Annotated in this window: 20 protein-coding genes and 1 pseudogene; 10 read left to right on the plus strand and 11 right to left on the minus strand. The window is 70.7% G+C overall.

The window, feature by feature from the left end; all coding sequences use genetic code 11:
• Positions 1 to 1,113, plus strand: a pseudogene (locus tag BFN33_RS55185) (DEAD/DEAH box helicase); the annotation flags it as partial.
• A 158-nt stretch (positions 1,114 to 1,271) separates the two neighbouring features.
• Positions 1,272 to 2,153 carry an alpha/beta fold hydrolase gene (locus BFN33_RS48460; RefSeq protein WP_069766620.1) on the plus strand — a complete coding sequence of 294 codons (882 nt, stop codon included), beginning with the start codon at positions 1,272 to 1,274 and terminating at the stop codon, positions 2,151 to 2,153.
• Between the two features lie 4 nt (positions 2,154 to 2,157).
• On the opposite strand, the gene BFN33_RS48465 is transcribed toward BFN33_RS48460, so the two are convergent.
• Complete coding sequence (locus BFN33_RS48465) at positions 2,158 to 3,051, minus strand: NYN domain-containing protein (RefSeq protein WP_069766650.1); 894 nt, start codon at positions 3,049 to 3,051, stop codon at positions 2,158 to 2,160.
• A gap of 194 nt (positions 3,052 to 3,245) precedes the next feature.
• Between BFN33_RS48465 and BFN33_RS51645 the strand changes: the two genes are divergently transcribed.
• The gene (locus tag BFN33_RS51645; protein WP_007384531.1) at positions 3,246 to 3,398 is read left to right on the plus strand and encodes a hypothetical protein; all 153 of its coding nucleotides are present in this window, start codon (positions 3,246 to 3,248) and stop codon (positions 3,396 to 3,398) included.
• An 82-nt stretch (positions 3,399 to 3,480) separates the two neighbouring features.
• Here the strand turns inward: BFN33_RS51645 and BFN33_RS48470 are convergent, their stop codons facing one another.
• The 3 genes from BFN33_RS48470 to BFN33_RS48480 all read right to left on the minus strand — a co-directional run bounded on the left by BFN33_RS48470 (position 3,481) and on the right by BFN33_RS48480 (position 5,767).
• The gene (locus tag BFN33_RS48470) at positions 3,481 to 4,086 is read right to left on the minus strand and encodes a MarC family protein (RefSeq protein ID WP_069766621.1); all 606 of its coding nucleotides are present in this window, start codon (positions 4,084 to 4,086) and stop codon (positions 3,481 to 3,483) included.
• A gap of 81 nt (positions 4,087 to 4,167) precedes the next feature.
• Complete coding sequence (locus BFN33_RS48475; protein WP_069766622.1) at positions 4,168 to 5,025, minus strand: PHP domain-containing protein; 858 nt, start codon at positions 5,023 to 5,025, stop codon at positions 4,168 to 4,170.
• A 100-nt stretch (positions 5,026 to 5,125) separates the two neighbouring features.
• Positions 5,126 to 5,767: a DUF6758 family protein gene (locus tag BFN33_RS48480; RefSeq protein ID WP_069766623.1), complete on the minus strand. Its 642-nt coding sequence runs from the start codon at positions 5,765 to 5,767 to the stop codon at positions 5,126 to 5,128.
• Positions 5,768 to 5,926: 159 nt separating this feature from the next.
• Between BFN33_RS48480 and BFN33_RS48485 the strand changes: the two genes are divergently transcribed.
• On the plus strand, positions 5,927 to 7,162 hold the full coding sequence (locus tag BFN33_RS48485) for an MFS transporter (RefSeq protein ID WP_069766651.1): 1,236 nt from the start codon (positions 5,927 to 5,929) through the stop codon (positions 7,160 to 7,162).
• A 41-nt stretch (positions 7,163 to 7,203) separates the two neighbouring features.
• Here the strand turns inward: BFN33_RS48485 and BFN33_RS48490 are convergent, their stop codons facing one another.
• Entirely contained in the window at positions 7,204 to 7,788 is a 585-nt protein-coding gene (locus BFN33_RS48490) for a suppressor of fused domain protein (RefSeq protein WP_069766624.1), read from the minus strand.
• Between the two features lie 484 nt (positions 7,789 to 8,272).
• Here BFN33_RS48490 and BFN33_RS48495 point away from each other — a divergent pair, with 484 nt between their 5' ends.
• Both BFN33_RS48495 and BFN33_RS48500 read left to right on the plus strand, forming a co-directional pair.
• Positions 8,273 to 9,391, plus strand: coding sequence for a magnesium and cobalt transport protein CorA (locus tag BFN33_RS48495; RefSeq protein ID WP_069766625.1), 1,119 nt, complete (start codon positions 8,273 to 8,275; stop codon positions 9,389 to 9,391).
• Between the two features lie 10 nt (positions 9,392 to 9,401).
• Complete coding sequence (locus tag BFN33_RS48500; RefSeq protein ID WP_069766626.1) at positions 9,402 to 9,911, plus strand: hypothetical protein; 510 nt, start codon at positions 9,402 to 9,404, stop codon at positions 9,909 to 9,911.
• On the opposite strand, the gene BFN33_RS48505 is transcribed toward BFN33_RS48500, so the two are convergent.
• Positions 9,908 to 10,660 carry a hypothetical protein gene (locus tag BFN33_RS48505; protein WP_069766627.1) on the minus strand — a complete coding sequence of 251 codons (753 nt, stop codon included), beginning with the start codon at positions 10,658 to 10,660 and terminating at the stop codon, positions 9,908 to 9,910. The two genes, BFN33_RS48500 and BFN33_RS48505, sit on opposite strands and share 4 nt — an antisense overlap.
• Positions 10,661 to 10,874: 214 nt before the next feature.
• Here BFN33_RS48505 and BFN33_RS48510 point away from each other — a divergent pair, with 214 nt between their 5' ends.
• Genes BFN33_RS48510 through BFN33_RS48525 form a run of 4 tightly spaced genes read left to right on the plus strand, consistent with a single transcriptional unit; the run spans position 10,875 to position 15,894 of the window.
• Positions 10,875 to 12,152, plus strand: coding sequence for a magnesium transporter MgtE N-terminal domain-containing protein (locus tag BFN33_RS48510; protein ID WP_069766628.1), 1,278 nt, complete (start codon positions 10,875 to 10,877; stop codon positions 12,150 to 12,152).
• Positions 12,142 to 12,738 carry a DUF1003 domain-containing protein gene (locus BFN33_RS48515; protein WP_069766629.1) on the plus strand — a complete coding sequence of 199 codons (597 nt, stop codon included), beginning with the start codon at positions 12,142 to 12,144 and terminating at the stop codon, positions 12,736 to 12,738. Before BFN33_RS48510 ends, BFN33_RS48515 begins: the two co-directional genes overlap by 11 nt.
• Before the next feature lie 43 nt (positions 12,739 to 12,781).
• Positions 12,782 to 13,915: an Mrp/NBP35 family ATP-binding protein gene (locus BFN33_RS48520; protein WP_057610059.1), complete on the plus strand. Its 1,134-nt coding sequence runs from the start codon at positions 12,782 to 12,784 to the stop codon at positions 13,913 to 13,915.
• A 47-nt stretch (positions 13,916 to 13,962) separates the two neighbouring features.
• A complete protein-coding gene (locus BFN33_RS48525; RefSeq protein ID WP_069766630.1) occupies positions 13,963 to 15,894 on the plus strand; it encodes a glycosyltransferase family 2 protein in 1,932 nt (643 codons plus the stop codon).
• Between the two features lie 45 nt (positions 15,895 to 15,939).
• Here the strand turns inward: BFN33_RS48525 and BFN33_RS48530 are convergent, their stop codons facing one another.
• From BFN33_RS48530 to sigE, 5 genes are all read right to left on the minus strand, one after another.
• Positions 15,940 to 16,605 (minus strand): hypothetical protein, encoded by a 666-nt coding sequence (locus BFN33_RS48530; protein WP_069766631.1) that lies wholly within the window; start codon positions 16,603 to 16,605, stop codon positions 15,940 to 15,942.
• A gap of 271 nt (positions 16,606 to 16,876) precedes the next feature.
• Positions 16,877 to 17,302, minus strand: coding sequence for a sec-independent translocase (locus BFN33_RS48535; protein ID WP_069766632.1), 426 nt, complete (start codon positions 17,300 to 17,302; stop codon positions 16,877 to 16,879).
• 234 nt (positions 17,303 to 17,536) lie between these two features.
• Positions 17,537 to 19,312 carry a trypsin-like peptidase domain-containing protein gene (locus tag BFN33_RS51165; protein ID WP_370743401.1) on the minus strand — a complete coding sequence of 592 codons (1,776 nt, stop codon included), beginning with the start codon at positions 19,310 to 19,312 and terminating at the stop codon, positions 17,537 to 17,539.
• Between the two features lie 548 nt (positions 19,313 to 19,860).
• Positions 19,861 to 20,823: an anti-sigma factor gene (locus tag BFN33_RS48545; RefSeq protein WP_069766633.1), complete on the minus strand. Its 963-nt coding sequence runs from the start codon at positions 20,821 to 20,823 to the stop codon at positions 19,861 to 19,863.
• Positions 20,820 to 21,518, minus strand: a complete 699-nt coding sequence (gene sigE, locus BFN33_RS48550) for an RNA polymerase sigma factor SigE (protein WP_069766634.1) — start codon at positions 21,516 to 21,518, stop codon at positions 20,820 to 20,822. The genes BFN33_RS48545 and sigE overlap by 4 nt, the downstream gene beginning before the upstream one ends.
• Positions 21,519 to 21,650 lie beyond the last annotated feature (132 nt).

Raw genomic sequence — 21,650 nt, forward strand, 5'->3', positions numbered from 1 at the left:
ACCCGCGGCGGGGCGTCCGACGCGGCGCCGGCCACGGCGACCACGCCGGCCGTGTCCGAGGCCGCGGAGTCCGCCGTCACGGCGGCAGAGGGCCCGTCCCTCGACACCGAGACCCCGGCCACCCCGCGCCGCCGCCGGACCCGCAGGTCCGCGGAGACGCCGGCCGCGGTGGAGACGGTCGTCGAGACCACGCCGGTCACGGAGGCCGCTCCGGTCACCGAGGCCGCTCCGGTGGCGGAAGCTCCGGTCACGAAGCCGCGCCGTACGCGCAAGACGGCGGCCGCGGCTCCGACCGCAGAAGCCGCCGTGGACACGGCCGAAGCCACCGAGGCCAAGCCCCGCCGCACCCGCAAGGCAGCGACCGCCGCTCCCGCCGCCGAGACGGCCGTGGACACCGCGGAAGGCACGGCCACCAAGCCGCGCCGCACCCGCAAGACCACGACCGCCACCGCGACGACGGAGGCCACCGCCGACACGGCGGAGGCCACGGAGACCAAGCCCCGCCGCACCCGCAAGGCAGCCGCTGCCACCTCGGCCGCAGAAGCCGTCGTGGACACGGCCGAAGCCACCGAGGCCAAGCCCCGCCGCACCCGCAAGACGGCGGCCGCGGCTCCGGCCGCAGAAGCCGCCGTGGACACGGCCGAGGCGACGGAAGCCAAGCCGCGCCGTCGTACCCGCAAGGCCGCCGAGCCTGCCGTGACCGCCGACATCCCGGCCCAGTCGGTCCAGGAGCCGGAGGCGGTCGAGGTGGCCAACCCGCGGCGTACCCGAAAGACGGCGAGCTCGGCGAAGGCGGCCGAGACGGCCGTGGACACCGCGGAAGGCACGGCCACCAAGCCGCGCCGCACCCGCAAGACCACGACCGCCACCGCGACGACGGAGGCCACCGCCGACACGGCGGAGACCAAGCCCCGGCGCACCCGCAAGACCGCGGCCACCGCCGAGGTCGTCACGGACACGGCCGAGGCCAAGCCCCGTCGGCGTACCACCCGCAAGGCCGCCGAGCCCGCGGTGAGCGCCGACATCCCGGCCCAGGCGGACCAGGAGCCGAAGGTCGCCGCACCGCGCCGCCGGACCCGCAAGACGGCCGCCGCGGAGCCCGCGGACAGCTGATCCCACACCGAACGGCCCGGCCCCTTCACCTGGGGCCGGGCCGTCGGCGTATCCACACCGCACCAGCCCGCAGCCGCCCGACGGCGCCCGTGCCACCGTCTGCGGCGTACCACCCCCTACGCCGCCGGCCCGTCACCCCCGCCCGATACCCTCACCCCGTGAGCACCCGAGCCGTCTTCACCCCGCCCCCCGGCGCCCGTGCCTACCTTCTGCGCACCGCTCGCGGTGAGTTCGCGGTCGTGGACTCGGCCGTGCCCCCCGCTGTCGCCAAGAAGGGCACCGCGCTGCTGCTGCCCGGGTTCACGGGGAGCAAGGAGGACTTCACGCTGCTCCACGAGCCGCTCACGGCGCGCGGATACCGGGTCGTGGCCGTGGACGGGCGGGGACAGTTCGAGTCGGACGGGCCCGAGACCGACGAATCCGCCTACGTACGCGGGGAGTTGGCGCGGGACGTGCTCGCCCAGGCCGCCGCCCTCGACACACCGGTGCACCTGCTCGGGCATTCCCTGGGCGGTCAGATCGCGCGTGCTGCCGTACTGCTCGACCACTCGCCCTTCCTGTCCTTCACCCTCGTCTCCTCGGGCCCCGCGCAGATCTCCGACTCCCAGCAGCAGCGGGTGAAGCTGCTGCGGGACGCGCTCGGTGTGATGACGATGACCGAGGTGTGGGACGCGATCCTGGCCATGGGACCGCCGGAGGAGGTCGGTGGGCCCGCCAAGGGCATCGGGGACGTCGAACAGCTCCGCCGCCGCTGGCTCGGCAACAAGCCCGCCCAACTCCTCGCGACCGGACGCCAGTTGTGCACCGAGCCGGACCGGGTCGGCGAACTCGCCGCCGTGCCGCTGCCGTTCCACGTCCTGTCCGGCTCTCAGGACGACACCTGGCCGGTGCCTCTCCTCGACGACATGGCCGTACGACTGGGCGCCCGCCGCACGGTGATCCCGGGAGCCGAACACTCCCCCAACGCCGACCAGCCCCTCCCCATGGCCCACGCCCTGGCCGACTTCTGGGACAGCGTCGGCCATTTGACGGGCCAGTAAGCGGTCAGTACTGCCCCTGCAAGTGCTCCCAGAACCCGTCCCGCAGTGCCCGCCGCAGATCCGCCTGTCCCCGCAGCGAGTACTGGAGAAGCCCCTCCGCCTCCACCAGCAGGTCCTGGTCCACCGAGCCCGGCAGATACGGATGGCCGGGCAGCAGCTCCTGCAGCGCCGCCCTCCCCCGCTCCCCGAGCCACTTCGCGGCGATCTGCGCGCCCACGAAACGGACGTCGTCGCGGGCGGGCCGGGTGGTCGTCGACTCGTAGGGCACGGCCGCCCGCCGGGAGACGTACGGCTTGAAGAAGTCGAGGTCGAGGGTGCGCTGGCTGTCGACCTCCCAGAGGAGCGGTTCCGCCTGGTTGCGGCCCTCCGGTGCCTCGATGCCCCACAGGTGCACGCGGGCGCCGTAACCCTGGGCCGCCTCGACCGCCGAGACCAGGTCCTCGTCTCCGCCCAGGAGTGCCGCGTCGCTGATCGCGCGGTGTCGGGCCAGGGACTCCAGGTCGGAGCGGATGAGCGAGTCGACGCCCTTCTGCTGGTTGTTGGCGTTGAGGTTGCCCAACCGGACCTTCACGTCGGGGAGTTCGGCGATGGACTGCTGTTCCGAGGTGTGGATACGGCGTCTCGCGCCGTCGTACCAGTAGACCCTCAGCAGTCTGCTGTCCGCGAAGATGGTGCGGGCCCGGTCGATGAGGGCCTCGATCAGGCCCTCGGCGTCGAGGTCGAAGGCGCGACGGTCCTCGGTGCCGGCGACGAGTCGTCCCGCGGCCGCGTAGAGGTATCCCGCATCGACGAAGATCGCATGCGTCGAGGGCGTCTTCGCGACCTCGGCGAGCATGCGGGTGAGCAGCTCGTTGGTGCGGTCGATGCGGGCGCTCAGTGGCGCCAGGTCGTCGTTCATCGCCACCATTGTCCCGGCGGTCACGCTGCGAACACAACCGGTCCCGAGGAGTCTCCGAAGACTCACTTACCGGTCAGTAGTTAGCCGTTCGAAAAATTTCTTTAGCGTAGGGAATGTTTGTAACACGCACCCCGTTGACTACTCACGTACGCAGTAATTCTCCGCAGGAGGATGACCAGACGAAGGGAGAAGCCATGCGCTTCGAAATCATGCGACTCGACGACGTCGACGGCACGCCCGTGGACAGCACTGTCGTGGACGCCGCCTCCGTCAATCGGATCGTCCAGCAGGCCGCCGCCATAGGACAGCGGCTCTGGATCCGTCCGGCCGACACCTCGGCCTCGTAACAGACGCGGATCACCGCCGAAGCTTCAGAGCCCCCGCCCGGCATCGACGCCGGGCGGGGGCTCTGCGCATACCCATGGCCGTTCAGCTCGCCCGGATCACCTGGGTGATCCCGTTGATGATCTGCTGCACGGCGATCGCGGAGAGCATCATGCCCGCGAGCCGGGTCACCAGCACGACCCCGCCGTCCTTGATGACGCGGATGATCAGCAGCGAGTACCGCATCACCAGCCACAGCACGACATGGATGGCGAGGATCGCCGTCCACACCGAGACCTGCGTGGCGACGCTGTGGGCCTTCTGCACGGCGAGGATGACGGAGACGATCGCACCCGGCCCCGCCAGCAGCGGCATGCCCAGCGGCACGAGCGCCACGTTCACGTCCTTGGTCTGCTTCGGCTCGTCGGTCTTGCCGGTGAGCAGGTCGAGCGCGATCAGCAGGAGCAGCAGCCCGCCCGCGATCATCAGCGCGGGCACGGAGACATGCAGGTAGTCCAGGATCTGGTGGCCCAGGAGACCGAAGACGGCGATGACACCGCCCGCCACACAGACGGCCTGGAAGGCCATCCGCTTCTGCACCTTGCCGGGCCGGCCGGCGGTCAGCGCGAGGAAGATCGGGGTGATCCCGGGGGGATCCATGATGACGAACAGGGTGAGGAAGAGCGAGCCGAAGACGGCGACGTCGAACATGACGGAACTGGCCTTACAGATTGGGGTGGAACACGGAGCCGGGCAGGGCCTGGCGCCGGGTGACGGAAGCGGGGTCGAGCCTCAGATTCCGCCGGCCCCCGGAACCGGGAACGCGCCCGTCGCCCGCCGCGTGATCTCCCCGTACACCTCGGGGTCCGTCGTGTACTCGCCGAGGGCGACCGTCTTGCGGCTGCCGTGGTAGTCGCTGGAGCCGGTGGTCAGCAGCCCCAGGTCCTTGGCGAGCCCGCGCAGCCGTACGCGCGTGTCCTCGTCGTGGTCCATGTGGTCGACCTCGATGCCGTCGAGCCCGGCGGCGGCCATCTCGGCGATCGCGGACTCCGGGACGGTGTGACCGCGCTTGCTCGCGCCCGGGTGGGCGAACACGGTGACCCCGCCGGCCCCCTTGACCAGCCGGATCGCCTCGAAGGGGTCGGTCTCGTGCTTCTCCACGTAGGCCCGCCCGCCGTCGGCCAGCCAGTCGCCGGTGAAGGCGTCGTCGACGCTCGCGACGACCCCGAGCTCGACGAGCGCGGTGGCGACATGCGGCCGCCCTACGGACCCGTCACCGGCGATCCGTGCCACCTGTTCCCAGGTGACCGGCACACCCAGCTCCTGAAGCCTGGCCACCATCCCGCGCGCCCGGGGCACCCGGTCGTCGCGCACCAGCTCCCGCTCGGCGAGCAGCGCGGGCTCCTCGGGATCGAAGAGGTAGGCCAGCATGTGCATGGACACCCCGCCGATCCGGCAGGACAGCTCGGCCCCGGTGACGAGGGTCAGCCCGACGGGCAGCGCGGCGATGGCCGCGCCGTACCCGCGGGTCGTGTCGTGATCGGTGAGGGCGACGACGTCCAGCCCGGCAGCGGCGGCGTTCCGCACCAGCTCGGCGGGCGTGTCGGTCCCGTCGGAAGCCGTGGAGTGGCAGTGCAGATCGATGCGCACGACGCGGACTCCAGACGCTGACGGAACAGTAGGACGCTCAAGGATAACCGGATCATCGAGCCGCCCTGTCACACCCGCTACCAGCGTGCGACCCCTACAGTCAGGGTTTCAGCAGTCGGGGCGACACCGCCCCACAGGGCACCAGTTCCACTTCCGCCCCCGCATCGCGCAGATCCGTGAGCACCAGCTCGTCGTACATCAGCAATCCGGACTGCTCGGGCCAGACGACCGCCCACAACCACAGCCCGAGCGCCTCTCCCGCGAAGACCGCCCGATCGTCGGGCGCCCCGGCGACATGCCACAGCGGAGTCGGCCGGCCGGCCGCGAGCACCTTCGCCTGCGCCGGCTTCTCCACGCTCATGTACGGCCCCGGATCCGGCCCGTCGATGCCCGCGTAACGCGCCCCGAGCCCGACCCCGAGCTCCTCGGCGACGAGAATCAGCTCGCCGACACCCCCGAGCGGCCCGGGTCCCGTGCAGGCCACGGCCGTGGCGCGACCGCCGCTGCGGTCGTCGCCGGCACAGGTCACGCCCGTGAACAGCCAGCCGACCGGCAACGGCCACGGCATCCACACCGGCACCTGCGTGCGATGCACCACGACTTCGAGGGCCTCGACGCTGGGCGGGATCACGGGCTGCAGCGGATGCACCGTCCCGTGCACATCGCACTGCCAGGTATCGGCGAAGAGTCCGGGAGCCCTGACCCGGCCACCACACTTCGGGCAACTGGGTTCGCCCCTCATAGGGCCCCACGGTCCTACCCTCGCTCCCTCACGTCAAGGACGATCACCCGTCCGGACGGAAGCGGTTCACCAGGACATTTAGATGTAGCTTGCATTAATTAGCCCCGCTAACTTACTATGTGCATATACCAACTATCTACCTCGGGATGGGAGCACATGATGGGAGCAAGTCAGGACCCCTTCGACGCGGGAGCGACCAGTCTTCTGCGCCAGCCCAAGGCGGTCTGGGCGACCGCCGGCGCGTCCGTCGTCGCCTTCATGGGCATCGGACTGGTGGACCCGATCCTGCCGTCGATCGCCCAGGGCCTGGACGCCACGGCGAGCCAGGTCTCCCTCCTGTTCACCTCGTACTTCCTGATCACCGCGATCGCGATGCTGGTCACCGGCTTCGTCTCCAGCCGTATCGGCGGCAAGAAGACCCTGCTGCTCGGCCTCGCCCTCGTCGTGGTCTTCGCGGGGCTCGCGGGCACCTCGGGCTCGGTCGAGGAGCTGGTGGGCTTCCGGGCCGGCTGGGGTCTGGGCAACGCCCTGTTCGTCTCCACGGCCCTCGCCGTCATCGTCGGCGCGGCGGCGGGCGGCAGCGCGGCGGCGATCCTGCTGTACGAGTCCGCCCTCGGCCTCGGCATGGCCTGCGGCCCGCTCCTGGGCGCGCTGCTCGGTGACGCCAGCTGGCGCTACCCGTTCTTCGGTACGGCCTTCCTGATGGCGATCGGCTTCCTGTGCATCACGGTGTTCCTGAAGGAACAGCCCAAGCCGGCCCGGAAGACGTCCCTGCTCGACCCGGTCAAGGCGCTCGGCCACGGCGGGCTCGCCTCGGCCGCGGTGTCGTCCTTCTTCTACAACTACACGTTCTTCACCGTGCTGGCCTTCACGCCCTTCGTGCTCGACATGACCCCGTACAAGTCGGGTGCCGTGTTCTTCGCCTGGGGTGTGCTGCTCGCCGTCTTCTCGGTGTTCGTCGCGCCGCGCCTCCAGGAGCGGTTCGGTTCGCTCAAGGTGCTCGGCGGATCACTCGTCCTGCTCGCGCTCGACGTGCTCGTCCTCGGCTACGGCAACCACACGGCGGCCATCGTCTGCACGATCCTGTCCGGCGCCTTCATCGGCGTGAACAACACCGTCTACACGGAGCTGGCGCTCGGCGTGTCGGACGCCCCGCGGCCCGTGGCGAGCGCGGGCTACAACTTCGTGCGCTGGTTCGCGGCGGCCGCGGCGCCCTACTTCGCGCCGAAGATCGAGGAGTGGACCGACATCCACATCCCGTTCGTGGTGGCGGCGGTGACGGCGGCGCTGGGCGCGCTCGTGGTCGTCGTACGACGCAACGCGCTCACGCACGAGGCGGAGGAGCTGGAGCCGAAGCACGCGAGCGAGGACAGTGTCGCCGTTTTCGTCAACTGACGGCTTCCTGCCACCACTTGGTGACCTTGCTCACGCGAGGCTCACTCCAGCGGGACGGACTTGCGGGACGGATCCCGAAGGTCCGTCCCGTTCGTCAGCCAGCGCTCCTGGAGAGCCTGGGCGCCGTGGACGCGCTTCCAGGCGGCCTCGTTCGGCGTCATGGGGAGCAACGGCAGGAAGTGGACCGGGTCGAGGGGCTCGTCGAGTTCCAGGTCCTCGACAAGGCCGCCCGGCTCGGCGACCAGGACCGAGGTGAACGGGGCGCCCGGCCACAGGGGTTCACCCACGTCGAGTGACGCGCCCGGAGCCACGACCACGCCCTCGACCTGCGGGGACGCGGCGAGCACGGCGAGCGGGCGGAGCACCTTGTCGGTGTCGGCGAGCCCTGACCGTACGGACATCAGCAGTTCGGCGCGCGGGCCCTTGACCGGGTCGGCGAGCATCGCGGTGGGGTCGCCCATCGGCTGGGCGGACATGCCGAGGGTGGCGTAGCGGACGACGTCCCCGTCGGTGAAGCGGAGCACCTCGATGCGGTCCGTACCGAGGAAGGTGACCGCCGCGCGCGCGTCCGGCTCGCCCAGCACGCTGCGCAACCGGGCCTCGACCAGAGGAAGAACATCTGCCATGCGGCGAGCATAGAACTCGTCAGTACCGGGCAAAGCAGCGCCTTGACACTTGGGCCGGCTGATAGTCTTGCCCGGTCGTCGGGGCAGCACGCTGAAGCGTCGCGCATCGAGTCCCGACGCCAGTGAGACTCCCTTACGGGAATGGATCGTCCCTTACGAGGGACCGGCCGGAGGAGGTGGGGCTGTCATGGATCGAAGTCGACCTGGTAGTACCACTCGTTCTTCCGGCCGCTGATGCAGCTCTGTGACTTTCGGCAACCGCCGCCTTTCACGTTCGCGTCTTCGTGCGGAAGAGCACTTCGTTCGTTTTGCCTGATCTGTCTGATCTGCAGCAGTAGCTGAATCAGTAGCGAAGTTCGCCACCGCGATGGTGCGGTGCTCCCCGCTTTGTGGACGTGCCAAACACCCACAGCAGGACGTCCCCATTCCGGGTAGTTCCATCCGTCGCCGGCGCCCTTTGTTGCCCGTCACGAAGGAGCCTGCCATGTCGATGATCCGTGACCTGCGTGCCGCCGTGCGGCCGTCGCGCCCCTCGCTGCGCAAGGACACCGGCGCGTACGACGCGACGCGCGACCCCTCGACGCCCTCCGCCGTCGTCGACTGCGCCGTCTACCGCGACGGCCGGCGCGTGGAGACCGACCACCACCTGAGCCCGCACGAGGCGATGCGCCAGGTGCGCCGCGACGGCGGGTTCGTCTGGATCGGTCTGCACGAGCCGAGCGAGGCCGAATTCTCCGGTATCGCCGGTGAGTTCGGGCTGCACCCGCTCGCCGTCGAGGACGCCGTCCAGGCCCACCAGCGGCCCAAGCTGGAGCGCTACGACGACTCCCTGTTCACCGTCTTCAAGACCATCCACTACGTCGAGCACGACGAGCTCACCGCCAACAGCGAGATCGTCGAGACCGGCGAGGTCATGTGCTTCACCGGCCGGGACTTCTTCATCACCGTCCGGCACGGCGGCCAGGGCTCGCTCAGGGCGCTGCGCCACCGGCTCCAGGACGACCCGGAGCTGCTCGCCAAGGGGCCCTCGGCGGTGCTGCACTCGATCGCCGACCATGTCGTCGACGGTTATGTCGCGGTCGCCGACGCGGTGCAGGACGACATCGACGAGGTGGAGACCGAGGTGTTCACCCCCGGGCGCGGCGGCAAGGTCTCGCGTGGTGTCGACTCGGCGCGGATCTACCAGCTCAAGCGTGAGGTGCTGGAGTTCAAGCGGGCCGTCGCCCCGCTGCTGCGGCCCATGCAGCTGCTCAGCGAGCGGCCGATGCGGCTCGTCGACCCCGACATCCAGAAGTACTTCCGGGACGTCGCCGACCACCTCGCCCGGGTCCAGGAGCAGGTCCTCGGCTTCGACGAACTGCTCAACTCGATCCTCCAGGCCAACCTCGCGCAGGCGTCCGTCGCCCAGAACGAGGACATGCGCAAGATCACGTCCTGGGCCGCGATCGTCGCCGTACCGACGATGGTGTGCGGTGTCTACGGCATGAACTTCGACTACATGCCTGAGACCCACTGGAAGCTCGGCTATCCCGTGATCATGGCGATCACCGGTGTCATCTGCCTGGGCATCCACCGCACCCTCAAGCGCAACGGCTGGCTCTAGGGTGGGCCTCATGACAAGTGAGCTGCTCGACCGGGCCCTCGTCGAGGAGGCCACGAAGAAGTCCGGCCTCATCTGGGTCAAGGGACCCGGCGGCCCGGCCCGCGCCCTGTGGCATGTGTGGCACGAAGGTGCCGCGTGCCTGGTGGGCGACGGACCTGGGGAGCAGCCGCTGCCCGGACTGACCGACCAGGGCGCCGCCGAGGTGACCGTCCGCAGCAAGGACAAGGGCGGTCGGCTGGTCTCCTGGGCGGCGAAGGTCGTGGAACTCGCGCCCGGATCAGAGGCCTGGGAGGCGGCGGTCGCCGAGCTCAAGGGGAAACGGCTGAACGCCCCCGACGGCGAGGCGATGACGGACCGTTGGTCCCGCGAGTGCCGGGTGCTCCGGCTCGAGCCGACGGGGGTCACGGGTTCGCTCCCCGACGGCGACCTGGCCGAACCGCCGCTGCCGACACCGGCGACCACGCGTGAGCCGGTTCCCGCGGGGCTTCCGCGGCTGCTGATGAAACGGCGCAAACGCTAGGACGTCGGCAGCTGCTTGCCGTAGTCCACCGTCTCGTCCTTGCCCGGTGCGGTCAGGGAGAACTTCTTGCCCCAGGCCGAGAAGGTCAGCGTGCCCGCGCCGCCCGCCCGGGCCAGGCGCAGGGGATACGGCCGGCCCTCCAGGGAGACGTCCAGCGTGCCGCCGTCACCCTTGTCACCCGTGATGCGGATCGTGCGGGTACCCGCCTGCTCATGGTGGCCGTCGGTCTCCAGGCTGCCGTGCAGCGTCAGAAGTCCGTCGAGGAGAACGTCCTTGTCCGTGAAACCGCTGAACTTCTTGTACGCCGGGTCGCCCGACGGCACCTTCACGTACTTGCCGTCGAGCTTGTCGGCGGCCGCGTCCGAGTCCGAACCGTCTCCCTTGCCGTCCTCCTGGGTCCAGAAGTCCGCGTCGGCCTTCAGATACAGCTCCTTGCCGATCCGCAGCAGCTGGAAGGTGGCCCCCTCCGCGGTGACCGATCCGGAGCCGCCGTCGGAGCTCAGGCGCATGTCGAGCTTGTATGTACGCCCGCTGGTGACCACGTTCCCCGACAGGCGCAGCGCGTCGGCGGACCCGGCGGCCGCCCGGGTCCTGGACTGGATCTGGGCGGCGGGCAGTTTGCCGACCCCGTTGGTGCCCTCGTCGGGATCCTCGCTGCACCCTGTCAGCCCCGTTCCCGTCACGACCAGGGCGCAGATCGCGCTCACCAGTACGGCCCTGCGGGCACGGCCCTGGGGAATCGCAGTCACAGGTGGGGCTGCCTTTCTGACGAGGGTCCTTCAGCGGCGTACGGCAGCGTACCGGGGCTGCGGGCCCCGGGCGGAGCCAGACCGTCCGGAGCGCTCACCAGGGCGTATCCGATCGGTACGGGCTAGCCTTAAGCCCTCCCGAGCGGGCAATCCGGACAACGCACGACGAACGCAACACCCCGTACGCAGCCTCGTATGCAAAGGAAGCACAGCCATGGCAGCGGGAGCCCCCCGGATCTTCGTCTCGCATCTCGCCGGCGTCGCCGTCTTCGATCCCAACGGCGACCAGGTGGGCCGCGTGCGCGATCTGGTCGTCGTCCTGCGCGTCGGGCGCAGGCCGCCCCGTGTGCTCGGGCTGGTCGTCGAACTCTCCACCCGGCGCCGTATCTTCCTGCCCATGACCCGGGTCACGAGCATCGAGTCCGGCCAGGTCATCACCACCGGCGTGCTCAACGTCCGTCGCTTCGAGCAACGGCCCACCGAGCGCCTGGTCTTCGGCGAGCTCCTCGACCGGCGCGTCACGCTCGTGGAGTCCGGCGAACAGGTCACCGTCCTCGACGCGTCGGTGCACCACCTGCCGGCCCGCCGGGACTGGGAGATCGACCGTGTCTTCGTGCGCAAGGGCGGCAAGGGCGGGGCGTTCCGTCGCAAGGGCGAGGCGTTGACCGTCGAGTGGTCCGCGGTCACCGGCTTCACCCTGGAGGAGCACGGACAGGGCGCCGAGAGCCTTCTCGCCACCTTCGAGCAGCTGCGCGCGGCCGACCTCGCCAACGTCCTGCACCACCTCTCCCCCAAGCGGCGCGCCGAGGTGGCCGCGGCTCTCGACGACGACCGCCTGGCCGACGTACTGGAAGAGCTGCCCGAGGACGACCAGATCGAGATCCTCGGCAAGCTGAAGGAGGAGCGGGCCGCCGACGTCCTTGAGGCCATGGACCCCGACGACGCGGCCGACCTGCTCTCCGAGCTCCCCACGGAGGAGCAGGAGCGGCTGCTGAGCCTGATGCAGCCGGGGGACGCGGCCGACATGCGGCGCCTGATGGCCTACGAGGAGCACACGGCCGGCGGTCTGATGACGACGGAACCGATCATCCTGCGTCCTGACGCGACCGTCGCCGACGCGCTCGCCCGCGTCCGCAACGCCGACCTGTCCCCGGCCCTGGCCGCCCAGGTCTACGTGTGCCGCGCGCCCGACGAGACGCCGACCGGCAAGTACCTCGGCACGGTCCACTTCCAGCGCCTGCTGCGCGACCCGCCTTACACCCTCGTCAGCTCCATGGTCGACGACGACCTGCAGGCCCTGGATCCCGACGCGACCCTGCAGGTCGTCGCCGGGTTCTTCGCGACGTACGACATGGTCGCGGCGCCCGTGGTCGACGACGCGGGCTCGCTGCTCGGCGCGGTGACCGTGGACGACGTACTCGACCACATGCTGCCGGAGGACTGGCGGGAGACGGAGTTCGACTCCGAAGAGGAGACCCGTCATGACGCCTGAGCGCGAGAGCTCGACCCGGGAGCGCGGCCCGGCCGGGGCCACGGCGGCCACCCGCACCCGCCCCCGGCTCGACCAGCCGCGGTCGCCGCGCCGCCGGCTGCTGCCCGAGTGGGACCCGGAGGCGTTCGGGCGGCTGTCGGAGCGGATCGCGCGGTTCCTGGGCACCGGGCGGTTCATCGTCTGGATGACGGTCGTCATCATCGCGTGGGTGCTGTGGAACATCTTCGCGCCCGGCGATCTGCGCTTCGACAACTACCCGTTCATCTTCCTCACCCTGATGCTGTCCCTCCAGGCCTCCTACGCGGCGCCGCTGATCCTGCTCGCGCAGAACCGGCAGGACGACCGGGACCGGGTCAATCTCGAACAGGACCGCAAGCAGAACGAGCGGTCGATCGCGGACACCGAGTATCTGACCCGCGAGATCGCCGCGCTCAGGATCGGCCTCGGGGAGGTGGCGACCCGCGACTGGATCCGCTCGGAGCTCCAGGACCTGATGAAGGAGCTGGAGGCACGGCAGGACGGGCACGGCGTATTCCCGGCAGAACGGTCGGATCGGCCGTCGGTACGTGACGTAGACGACCGTTGAGAGCCGTACAGGGGTGCTTGTACGGCGCCGTACCATCGTCTGTATGGCTAGCGAAGACGCGGTGCGCGAGGCACTGGCGACGGTGAACGACCCCGAGATCAACCGGCCCATCACCGAGCTCGGGATGGTGAAGTCGGTGGAGATCGGGGCCGACGGGGCGGTCGCGGTGACCGTGTACCTGACGGTCTCCGGCTGTCCCATGCGCGAGACGATCACGCAACGCGTCACCGACGCGGTCGCGGCCGTCGAGGGCGTCACCCGCGTCGACGTCACGCTCGACGTGATGAGCGACGAACAGCGCAAGGAGCTGGCGACCGCGCTGCGCGGCGGCCAGACCGAGCGCGAGGTCCCCTTCGCGAAACCGGGGTCCTTGACGCGTGTCTACGCGGTCGCCTCCGGCAAGGGCGGTGTCGGCAAGTCCTCGGTGACGGTGAACCTGGCGGCGGCGATGGCGGCCGACGGCCTCAAGGTGGGCGTGGTCGACGCCGACATCTACGGCCACTCGGTGCCGCGCATGCTGGGCGCCGACGGCCGCCCCACCCAGGTCGAGAACATGATCATGCCGCCGTCCGCGCACGGCGTGAAGGTCATCTCGATCGGCATGTTCACGCCGGGCAACGCGCCGGTGGTGTGGCGTGGGCCCATGCTCCACCGTGCCCTCCAGCAGTTCCTGGCGGACGTGTACTGGGGCGACCTGGACGTACTGCTCCTGGACCTCCCCCCGGGCACGGGCGACATCGCGATCTCGGTGGCCCAGCTGGTCCCGAACGCGGAGATCCTGGTGGTGACGACCCCGCAGCAGGCGGCGGCGGAGGTCGCCGAGCGCGCCGGCTCCATCGCCGTGCAGACCCACCAGAAGATCGTCGGCGTGGTCGAGAACATGTCCGGCCTGCCGTGCCCGCACTGCGGCGAGATGGTGGACGTCTTCGGCACGGGTGGCGGTCAGACGGTGGCGGACGGCCTGACCCGCACGACGGGCGCGACGGTCCCGGTCCTCGGCTCCATCCCGATCGACGTCCGCCTCCGCGAGGGCGGCGACGAGGGCAAGCCGGTGGTGCTGACGGATCCGGACTCTCCCGCGGGGGCGGCTCTGCGGGGCATCGCGGGGAAGCTCGGAGGGCGGCAGCGGGGGCTTTCGGGGCTCTCCTTGGGGATCACTCCCAGGAACAAGTTCTGAGACGCACGTGACAGAAGGCATTCCAGGGGCCGGGTAGGGTCCGTGGAATGCCGAGAGTCAAAGTCAGCGTCGTCGTTCCCGTCTACAACACCGGGAAGTACGTCGACGAGTGTGCCCCGTCGCTGCTCGGGCAGAGCCTGCCGGCCGACGAGTACGAGGTCATCTACGTAGACGACGGGTCGACGGACGACACGCTGGAGCGGCTGAAGAAGATCGCCGCCGGACACCCGAACGTCCAGGTGCACACCCGGCCGAACTCCGGCTGGCCGGGCGCACCGCGCAATCTCGGCATGCGGCACGCCAAGGGCGAGTACATCCAGTTCGTCGACCATGACGACACGCTCGGGCCCGAGGCCCTGGAGCGGCTGTACGAGCACGCCAAGCGCAATGACGCCGACGTGGTCCTCGGCAAGATGTCCAGCACCATGGTGCGTCCCCGGCGCCTGTTCCGGCACACGGTGGACGCCTGCACCATCGAGAACGACGAGCTCATGCAGAGCATGTCGCCGCACAAGATGTTCCGGGGCGCCTTCGTCGAGGAGCACGGGCTGCTGTTCCCCGAGGGGCCCTGGATCCTGGAGGACCTGGCCTTCGTCAGCGCCGCCTATCTGAAGGCCGAGCGGATATCGGTCCTCGCCGACTACCCCTGCTACTACTGGATGAAGCGGGACGACGGCGGCAACAACACCCAGCATCGCTTCAACCCGCGTCACGGCTTCTGGTCCAACTGCCGCACCATCGTGCGTCAGATCAAGGACGGCACACCCGCGTCCGACGACGTCGACGCGCTGCAGAACCGTCTCCTGCACCGCCTGTACCACGTCGAGATCCTCTCCCGTACCCGCGAGCCCGAGATCCTCCGCGAGGAGCCGGCTGAACAGCGGGAGCGCTTCGAGGCGGCCCGGAAGCTGGCGACCGAGGAGTTCCCGGCAGCCGTACGCGAAGGGCTCCCCACCGTCTCCCGCCTCCGCGCCGAACTCCTCGAACGCGGTGACTTCGACGGCGCCGTAGCCCTCGCCGAGCGCATCCGTGAGGTCAAGGCCCGCAGCACGGTCGGCGGACTGCGGTGGGAGGACGGCCGGCTGGTCGCCGACGTCACCCTTGACCTGCTGCGCGGAGACGGCGAGCCGCTGGTGCTGGTCGAGCGGGACGGGAAGCGGTGGCTCGACCCGGAGCTGCTCGCCGGGGTCCCGGGGACCGAGGACGGCTGGGAGGTCCGCGATCCGTTCCGGCTGGCGTACGCCGAACTGGTCGTCAAGGACCGTGACCGCGAGGACTGGTGGTACCCGGAGGGCGACCTGGAGGTGCGGCTCGAGCCCTGCGGCGAGGGACGCTCGCGGCTCGTCGCGGCCGGGCGGCTGCTCCTCGACCCGGAACGGCTCGCGGGCGGGCGGCCGTTGGAGCGCGGGGTGCACGACGTGTGGGCGTACGTCCAGCTGCTGGGCGTCGACCGTATGGTCCGCCTGACCGGCGACGGCACCCCGGGTGCCCCGGCCGCGGGCCCGGCGCTGACCGGTGGCCGGCTCGCGCTGCCGTACTGGACGGGCAGCGGCCAGCTCGCCCTCGACGTGGACCAGCGCCAGCGAAAGCTCGGTTCCGACACGGCCGGTGCTGCCGCGGCGAACACCGCGCGCGGTGAGCGGTCGCTCCCGCTGCCGTACCTGGCGGCGACGGCGGCCAGTGGTCCGGCCTGCCTCAAGGTCACCGTGTCCGCCCTGACGGTGGACGCCGAGCTGATCGCCGGTGACGACGGGACGACGGCACGGCTGAGGCTCCCCGCTCGCCTCCGGCTCCCGGACGGACGCCATCCGGTCGCCCTCCCGAAGACAGCGGCCCCCGTCGCCTACGCCGTCGTCCGTGACGGCGCCCTGCTGCGGATCGAGGGCCCGGCCCACGAGTCCGGTACCGGACGCCGGTTCCTCGACGCGGTCGCCGACCACCGCCAGGTCCGGCGGATACGGCGACGACTGGGCCGATAGGACAGGTGCGGGGCACCGCACGGGCCCGCGGTGCCCCCGTACGCGCTAGGCGTACGCCGAGATGTCCTTGACCATCGCGAACCCGAGCCCGTACGCGCTCATGCCTCTCCCGTACGCGCCCACGTGCACTCCCTCCGGCGTGGAGCCGGCGAGCACCCAGCCGAACTCCGACTCCCGGTAGTGGAAGGGCGTGGGCACCCCGTCCACCGGCAGGGACAGCGTCGACCAGTCGGCTCCTTCGAGGTCGTCCGCCAGGACCCAGGCCGTCTCGGTCTGCTGGTCCAGCCAGTCGTCCCGCAGGGAGTGGTCCATCTGGCCGGGCCAGGTGAAGGACAGCAGCCCCACCCCGGCCAGCCAGGCGGCGGAGGAGACGGACGTGGCCTCCAGCAGCCCCGTGCCGTCCGCGCTCCTGCGGGAGGGGTTCGCGGCGACGGTCACGACCACCGCGAACTTCTCCTTCGGCTCCGCCGTGGAACCCGCCTCGTTCTTCACCGAGGGCTCGTCACCGTGCCCGATCGACCCGTGCTCGACGGCCCCGTCGGCCGAGGTGCCGACCTGCATCAGCCAGCGCGGTCCCGTGAAGGCCTCGTCGAGGCCGTACCAGGAAAAGGGCGCCTGAAGGTAGCCGTCGACCGTACGCCGGGCGGAGGAAACCTGCTGGCCTACCTCCGCGGCCGGCGCCTGCGCGACCGCCCCACTCGTCGTCTCCATGTGCCGGACGCCTCCTACTAGCTCTCGTCGGACCGGACCGGCCCGCCCCCCTTCGGGCGGCGTCGCTGGTTCGCGTACGGCCCGCACAACAACTCGGCAGCATAGCCACACCGCTCCGAGCTGCCGGGAAACCGCCCGACGCGCGGGGCGCACGGGGGGTCCGTTCAGGCCGTACGAGGTGGGAGCAGGGTATGAAACGCGTCACGTACGACGGCAAAAGGCGCCCGCGAGCCGAGCTGCTCGACAGGCGCCTTCCGGTGGGGCGTACGACTCAGGTGGCGTCCGCGTCGAAGGGCGGGCGGTTGTCCTCGCCGGGCTCCTCGGGCTTCTTGGTCATGTCGATCCGGCCACCGGAGGAAGACGGCGTGGGGGTGTCCGTGCTGTGCACCGCGTCGGTGACCTCGGCCATCTCCTTCTTCAGGTCGAAGCCGTTGCGGATCTCCTTGAGCCCCAGTTCGTCGTTGTCCAGCTGCTTGCGGATGAACGTCTTGGGGTTGAGGTCCTCGAACTCGAAGTCCTTGAACTCCGGGCCGAGCTCCGAGCGGATGTCCTGCTTGGCGCTCTCCGAGAACTCGCGGATCTTGCGCACCGTCCGCATGACGTCCTGGATGACCTTCGGGAGCTTGTCCGGACCGAAGACGAGCACGGCGAGGACAACGAGCGTGATCAGCTCGAGCGGTCCTATGTCATTGAACACCTGAAGCTCCTTGCGATGTCCTCGGTCCTCGGCCCTCGGTGGTCTGTGCGGTCTTCCGTGGTCCGGGCCGGGTCCACGGTACCTGTCGTTCCCGTACGACCGGTACTGTCCCGAGGGCTCGGAGTGCGGGCGGGTTGGCGGGTTTCCGGGCTGTTTGCCTTGTGGAGCGGGCTTTCGGGGCGTGTCTGTGAGGTTTCTGTCGATCGGCCCTCTGCCTGTTCTCTATCGATTCTCTTAGGCACCGTCCGAGGATCCGAGGACCAGCGACACGTTCTTTTCCCTGCTGTCGCGCTTCAGGGTGAGCTCCAGGCGGTCTCCGGGGCGGTGGGCGCGGGTCTTCACGATGAGTTCGTCGCCGGAGTGGATACGGCGGCCGTCCACCTCGGTGATGACATCGCCCGCTTCGAGACCAGCCCGGTCGCCCGGGCCGCCCTGGGTCACGGCGGGTCCGCCGTCACTGCTCTTCGCCCCGACACGGGCGCCGTCGCCGGTGTAGTCCATGTCGAGGGTGACACCGATGACGGGGTGGGTCGCCTTGCCGGTGTTGATCAGTTCTTCGGCGACGCGCTTGGCCTGGTTGACGGGGATCGCGAAGCCAAGACCTATCGAGCCGGCCTGTCCGGTCCCGGAACCGGATCCGTCGTCGGCGGAACGGATGGCGGAGTTGATGCCGACGACCCGGGCCCGGGAGTCGAGCAGCGGGCCGCCGGAGTTGCCGGGGTTGATGGAGGCGTCGGTCTGCAGGGCGTCGACGTACGACACATCGGTGCCGCCCCCGCTCTCGCCTCCGGCGGTGATGGGCCGTTCCTTCGCGCTGATGATGCCGGAGGTGACGGTGCCCTCCAGGTCGAAGGGGGCGCCGATGGCGACGACCGGGTCGCCGACCTGGACGTTGTCGGAGTTGCCGAGGGTCATGGGCTTCAGCCCGCTGACGTCGCTCACCTCGACGACGGCGAGGTCGTATCCGCTGTCCCGGCCCACGACGGTGGCCTTGGCGGTGTCCCCGCTGTGGAAGGTCACCGATATCTCGCCGTCGGTCCCGGCCGGCTCCACGACGTGGTTGTTGGTCAGGATGTGCCCGCGGTCGTCCAGCACGAAGCCGGTACCGGTGCCGGACTCCTCGGCCCCGCTCACATGCAGGGTCACGACGCTGGGCAGGGCCCGGGCGGCGATCCCGGCGACACTGTCGGGAGCCCGGCCCCTGGGCTCCTCCGCGGCCTGCGGCAACTCCACGAGGTTCCCTCCCCCATGACTGCGCTCGAGATACGCCCCTACGACGCCACCAACGCCGCCTGCGAGGAGCGTGAGCAGGAGAGCACCGGCGAGGAGCGCTCGCCGGGTTCGGCGACGCGGGGTGTCCACGGCGGCGCCCGTTTGCTGGAGGGGGGCGGCGACGGGGGCCCAGGGGTCGTAGTTCTGCCAGGGGGTGCGGTCGGAGGGCTGGGGCGGGAGGGGGTTCTCGAAGGCGGGTGCCGAGTTGTGGGAAGGCGTTCGGGGTGCTTCCGGTGGCGCGGGCGCGTCATGGTCCTTCGGCGGCCCGGAAGTGGCCGCGCCCTGAGTCAGAGGCGTGCCATGGGCGGGCGGCGGAGGCGGTGTGGGTATCGCTGTGCCGGGTACTGGAGCGGTCGCCGGGTGCTGGACGGGCGGTGCGGGGGCCCAGGGGCCCGGTACGCCGTACGGCGGGGTGCTGGTGGAGTCGGAGACGCGGGCAGGCTCGGGGCGGCCCGTGGCGGGCTCGGCAGGCCCCTGGCCGACGGCGTCGAACGGCTCGGTGGAGCGGTCGTGGACGGGAGGGTCCGCGGCTGGGGCCTCCGTCGCGGGGGCCTCCGTCGCGGGGGCCTCGGTCTGCAGTGCAGCCGCCGGCAATGCCGCCGCCGGCACCGGCCGTGCCAGTGCGAAGTCTCCTTCCGTGTCGGCCGGGTCCCGCGGGGCCGTGAGTTCGTAGTCACCCTCCGAGTTCGCCCCGCCGAGCGGATCCCTCAACTCGAAGTCACCCCCGGCCTCCGGCACACCTGTGCCCGCACCGACCACCGCCCCCGCAGAAGCCCCGAGCGCGGAGCCGGCCCCGACCGCCGACGCATCTGCCCCCACACCGGAAACCCCATCCCCCGAAGCCCCGAGCGCAGAGTCCCCCTCGACCCCCCGAGCCCCAAGCTCGAAGTCGCTCTCAGCCCCCGCCACACCTGTGCCCGCACCGACCACCGCCCCCGCAGCAGCCCCGAGCGCGGAGTCCCCGTCGACCCCCCGCACACCAGACCCCGCGCCGCCGGCCGCATCCCCCCGAGCCCCGAGCTCGAAGTCACCCGCGGCCCCCAGCACACGAGACCTCGCGCCAGGCACCCCGTCCTCGGGAGCCCTCAGCAGGAAGTCGCCGTCGGATCGTGTTGGGGTGTCGCTCTCGCCCGGCTCGGGAACCCCCCGTGGCTTGGGTCGGCTCCACCATTTCGCCTTCGTGGGCTTCCCCTCGTCCATGCTCTCCCCACAGCTGACCGGCCGCGGTGCGCGGCACGTCAGCTGTGGATTCAACCAGGTTCATGCGCCGCGGAGCAGGGCGCCGGTCAGCGGGAGGTGCTGGGAGGCGTGGGCGCGGACATCGTGTGGGGGACGGGCGCGGTGGGGAGGCCGGAGGCGGAGAGGTCCGGGGTCGCGGACCAGGACGTCAGGGTGAGCGGCGGGGTGGAACTGAGCGGACGTATGAGCGGGGACATGGCGGCCGCGCCGGCGAGCACGGGTGCCGTGAGGGTGTGCAGAGCCGCTTCCTTGACCTGAGCGGGGACACCAGGCAGCAGCGGCGCGGACGCCTCGGTCGGGGAGACCGGGGTGTCGCCGAGCGTCCCCTGTCCCTGTTCCTGCGCGAGCAACGGACCCACGCCACGCCGCCGTTGGTTCTCCGGCACCGCCGCTCCCGTGCTGGGCGTGCGCGCCGGAGTCACATTGCTGCCGGCCCCGCGGGCGTCGGTGTCGCCCGGCGCCCCCGTGGTGACGCCGCCCAGCGCGATCGCGGCCAGCGACACCGCCCCGGCGGCGACGAACGCGAACCTCATGCCGCGCGAGGCGGAGCGCTCGGCCTCGTGACGGCTTACGTCATGGATGCGGAAGCCCCGGCCCGCGGAGGGCGGGAGCACCGCGGCGTGCGGGCGGGCGGGGACGTATCCGAACTCGAAGCGCTCGCCACGTCTCACGCCGAAGGCCCCGGCGGAACCGGGTCGTCCCGACAGTGCTCCGAGTCCTCCCCCGCCGAACGGCGAGCTGTCGCCGTCCTCCGGATCACCCCCCGGCAGCCCTTGGAGCCGGGCCAGGAAGCTCTCTGAGGGCGGGGGCGGCGCGGCCTCCGCGAAGACGTTCTTCAGGCGGCGCTGGGCGTCCGCCTCCGCCTTGCACTTCGGGCAGGTGGCGAGATGCGCGAGAACCCGCTCCCGCGTGGCATGACCGAGCTCGCCGTCCACCAGGGCGGCGAGTCGGTCTCCCAGATGCTGTTCCGCGAGGCTCCCCTCGCCGGGTTTGGGCAGTGATCCACTCACGCGGACGCGCCCCCTCCTCCCAGGGCGGGGACCCTGGCCATGAAGGAGCGGCGCTCGGCGCGGGCCTCGGGCGAACGGTGCGCGAGGGCCTTGCGCAGCTGGGACCGGCCGCGGTGGATCCGTGAGCGGACGGTGCCGAGCTTGACGCCCAGGGTCGCGGCGATCTCCTCGTACGACAGTCCTTCGATGTCGCACAGGACGACCGCGGCGCGGAACTCCGGCGCGAGGGTGTCGAGGGCCTGCTGGACGTCCGCGTCGAAGTGGGCGTCGTTGAAGACCTGCTGGGGTGAGGGCTCGCGGCTGGGCAGTCGCTCGGCCGCGTCCTCGCCGAGGGCGTCGAAGCGGATGCGCTGCTTGCGGCGGACCATGTCCAGGAAGAGGTTGGTGGTGATGCGATGCAGCCAGCCCTCGAAGGTGCCCGGTGTGTACGTGGACAGCGATCGGAAGACGCGGACGAAGACCTCCTGCGTGAGGTCCTCGGCGTCGTGCTGGTTGCCGGTGAGGCGGTAGGCAAGGCGGTAGACGCGGCCGCTGTGCGTGCTGACGATCTCCTCCCAGGTGGGCGGAGTCCACGCCTGCCCGTCCGCGTCGGTGGCGAAGGTCGCGGTCTGGGCGTAGTCGCCGACGTGGCTGTGGTCAGCAGTGTTGTTCACGGATTTCGGCCTGCCCGCCGATCCGAGGAAGCGCCGCAGCACTCCCCCACGATCTCCAGGCGCGGCCGCACCTCCCCTGTGGGCTCTGGTTGTCTCCAGTGGAGCCCCTACCATAGCCACCTCGCCCGTTAGCTCCGGATAAGCGGTTTTACGAGAATTTGATCTGGGCTGATA

It is taken from the genome of Streptomyces sp. LUP47B (genome assembly GCF_001746295.1).
GTDB lineage: Bacteria > Actinomycetota > Actinomycetes > Streptomycetales > Streptomycetaceae > Streptomyces.

What these genes read in the sequence shown, in the direction of transcription:
- BFN33_RS48530 (WP_069766631.1), bottom strand. Translation starts at nt 16,605, where the DNA reads ATGGAGACGACGAGTGGGGCGGTCGCGCAGGCGCCGGCCGCGGAGGTA.
- BFN33_RS48470 (WP_069766621.1), bottom strand. Translation starts at nt 4,086, where the DNA reads ATGTTCGACGTCGCCGTCTTCGGCTCGCTCTTCCTCACCCTGTTCGTC.
- BFN33_RS48465 (WP_069766650.1), bottom strand. Translation starts at nt 3,051, where the DNA reads ATGAACGACGACCTGGCGCCACTGAGCGCCCGCATCGACCGCACCAAC.
- BFN33_RS48500 (WP_069766626.1), top strand. Translation starts at nt 9,402, where the DNA reads ATGACAAGTGAGCTGCTCGACCGGGCCCTCGTCGAGGAGGCCACGAAG.
- BFN33_RS48515 (WP_069766629.1), top strand. Translation starts at nt 12,142, where the DNA reads ATGACGCCTGAGCGCGAGAGCTCGACCCGGGAGCGCGGCCCGGCCGGG.
- BFN33_RS48490 (WP_069766624.1), bottom strand. Translation starts at nt 7,788, where the DNA reads ATGGCAGATGTTCTTCCTCTGGTCGAGGCCCGGTTGCGCAGCGTGCTG.
- BFN33_RS51645 (WP_007384531.1), top strand. Translation starts at nt 3,246, where the DNA reads ATGCGCTTCGAAATCATGCGACTCGACGACGTCGACGGCACGCCCGTG.
- BFN33_RS48495 (WP_069766625.1), top strand. Translation starts at nt 8,273, where the DNA reads ATGTCGATGATCCGTGACCTGCGTGCCGCCGTGCGGCCGTCGCGCCCC.
- BFN33_RS48510 (WP_069766628.1), top strand. Translation starts at nt 10,875, where the DNA reads ATGGCAGCGGGAGCCCCCCGGATCTTCGTCTCGCATCTCGCCGGCGTC.
- BFN33_RS48520 (WP_057610059.1), top strand. Translation starts at nt 12,782, where the DNA reads ATGGCTAGCGAAGACGCGGTGCGCGAGGCACTGGCGACGGTGAACGAC.
- BFN33_RS48480 (WP_069766623.1), bottom strand. Translation starts at nt 5,767, where the DNA reads ATGAGGGGCGAACCCAGTTGCCCGAAGTGTGGTGGCCGGGTCAGGGCT.
- BFN33_RS48525 (WP_069766630.1), top strand. Translation starts at nt 13,963, where the DNA reads ATGCCGAGAGTCAAAGTCAGCGTCGTCGTTCCCGTCTACAACACCGGG.
- BFN33_RS48485 (WP_069766651.1), top strand. Translation starts at nt 5,927, where the DNA reads ATGGGAGCAAGTCAGGACCCCTTCGACGCGGGAGCGACCAGTCTTCTG.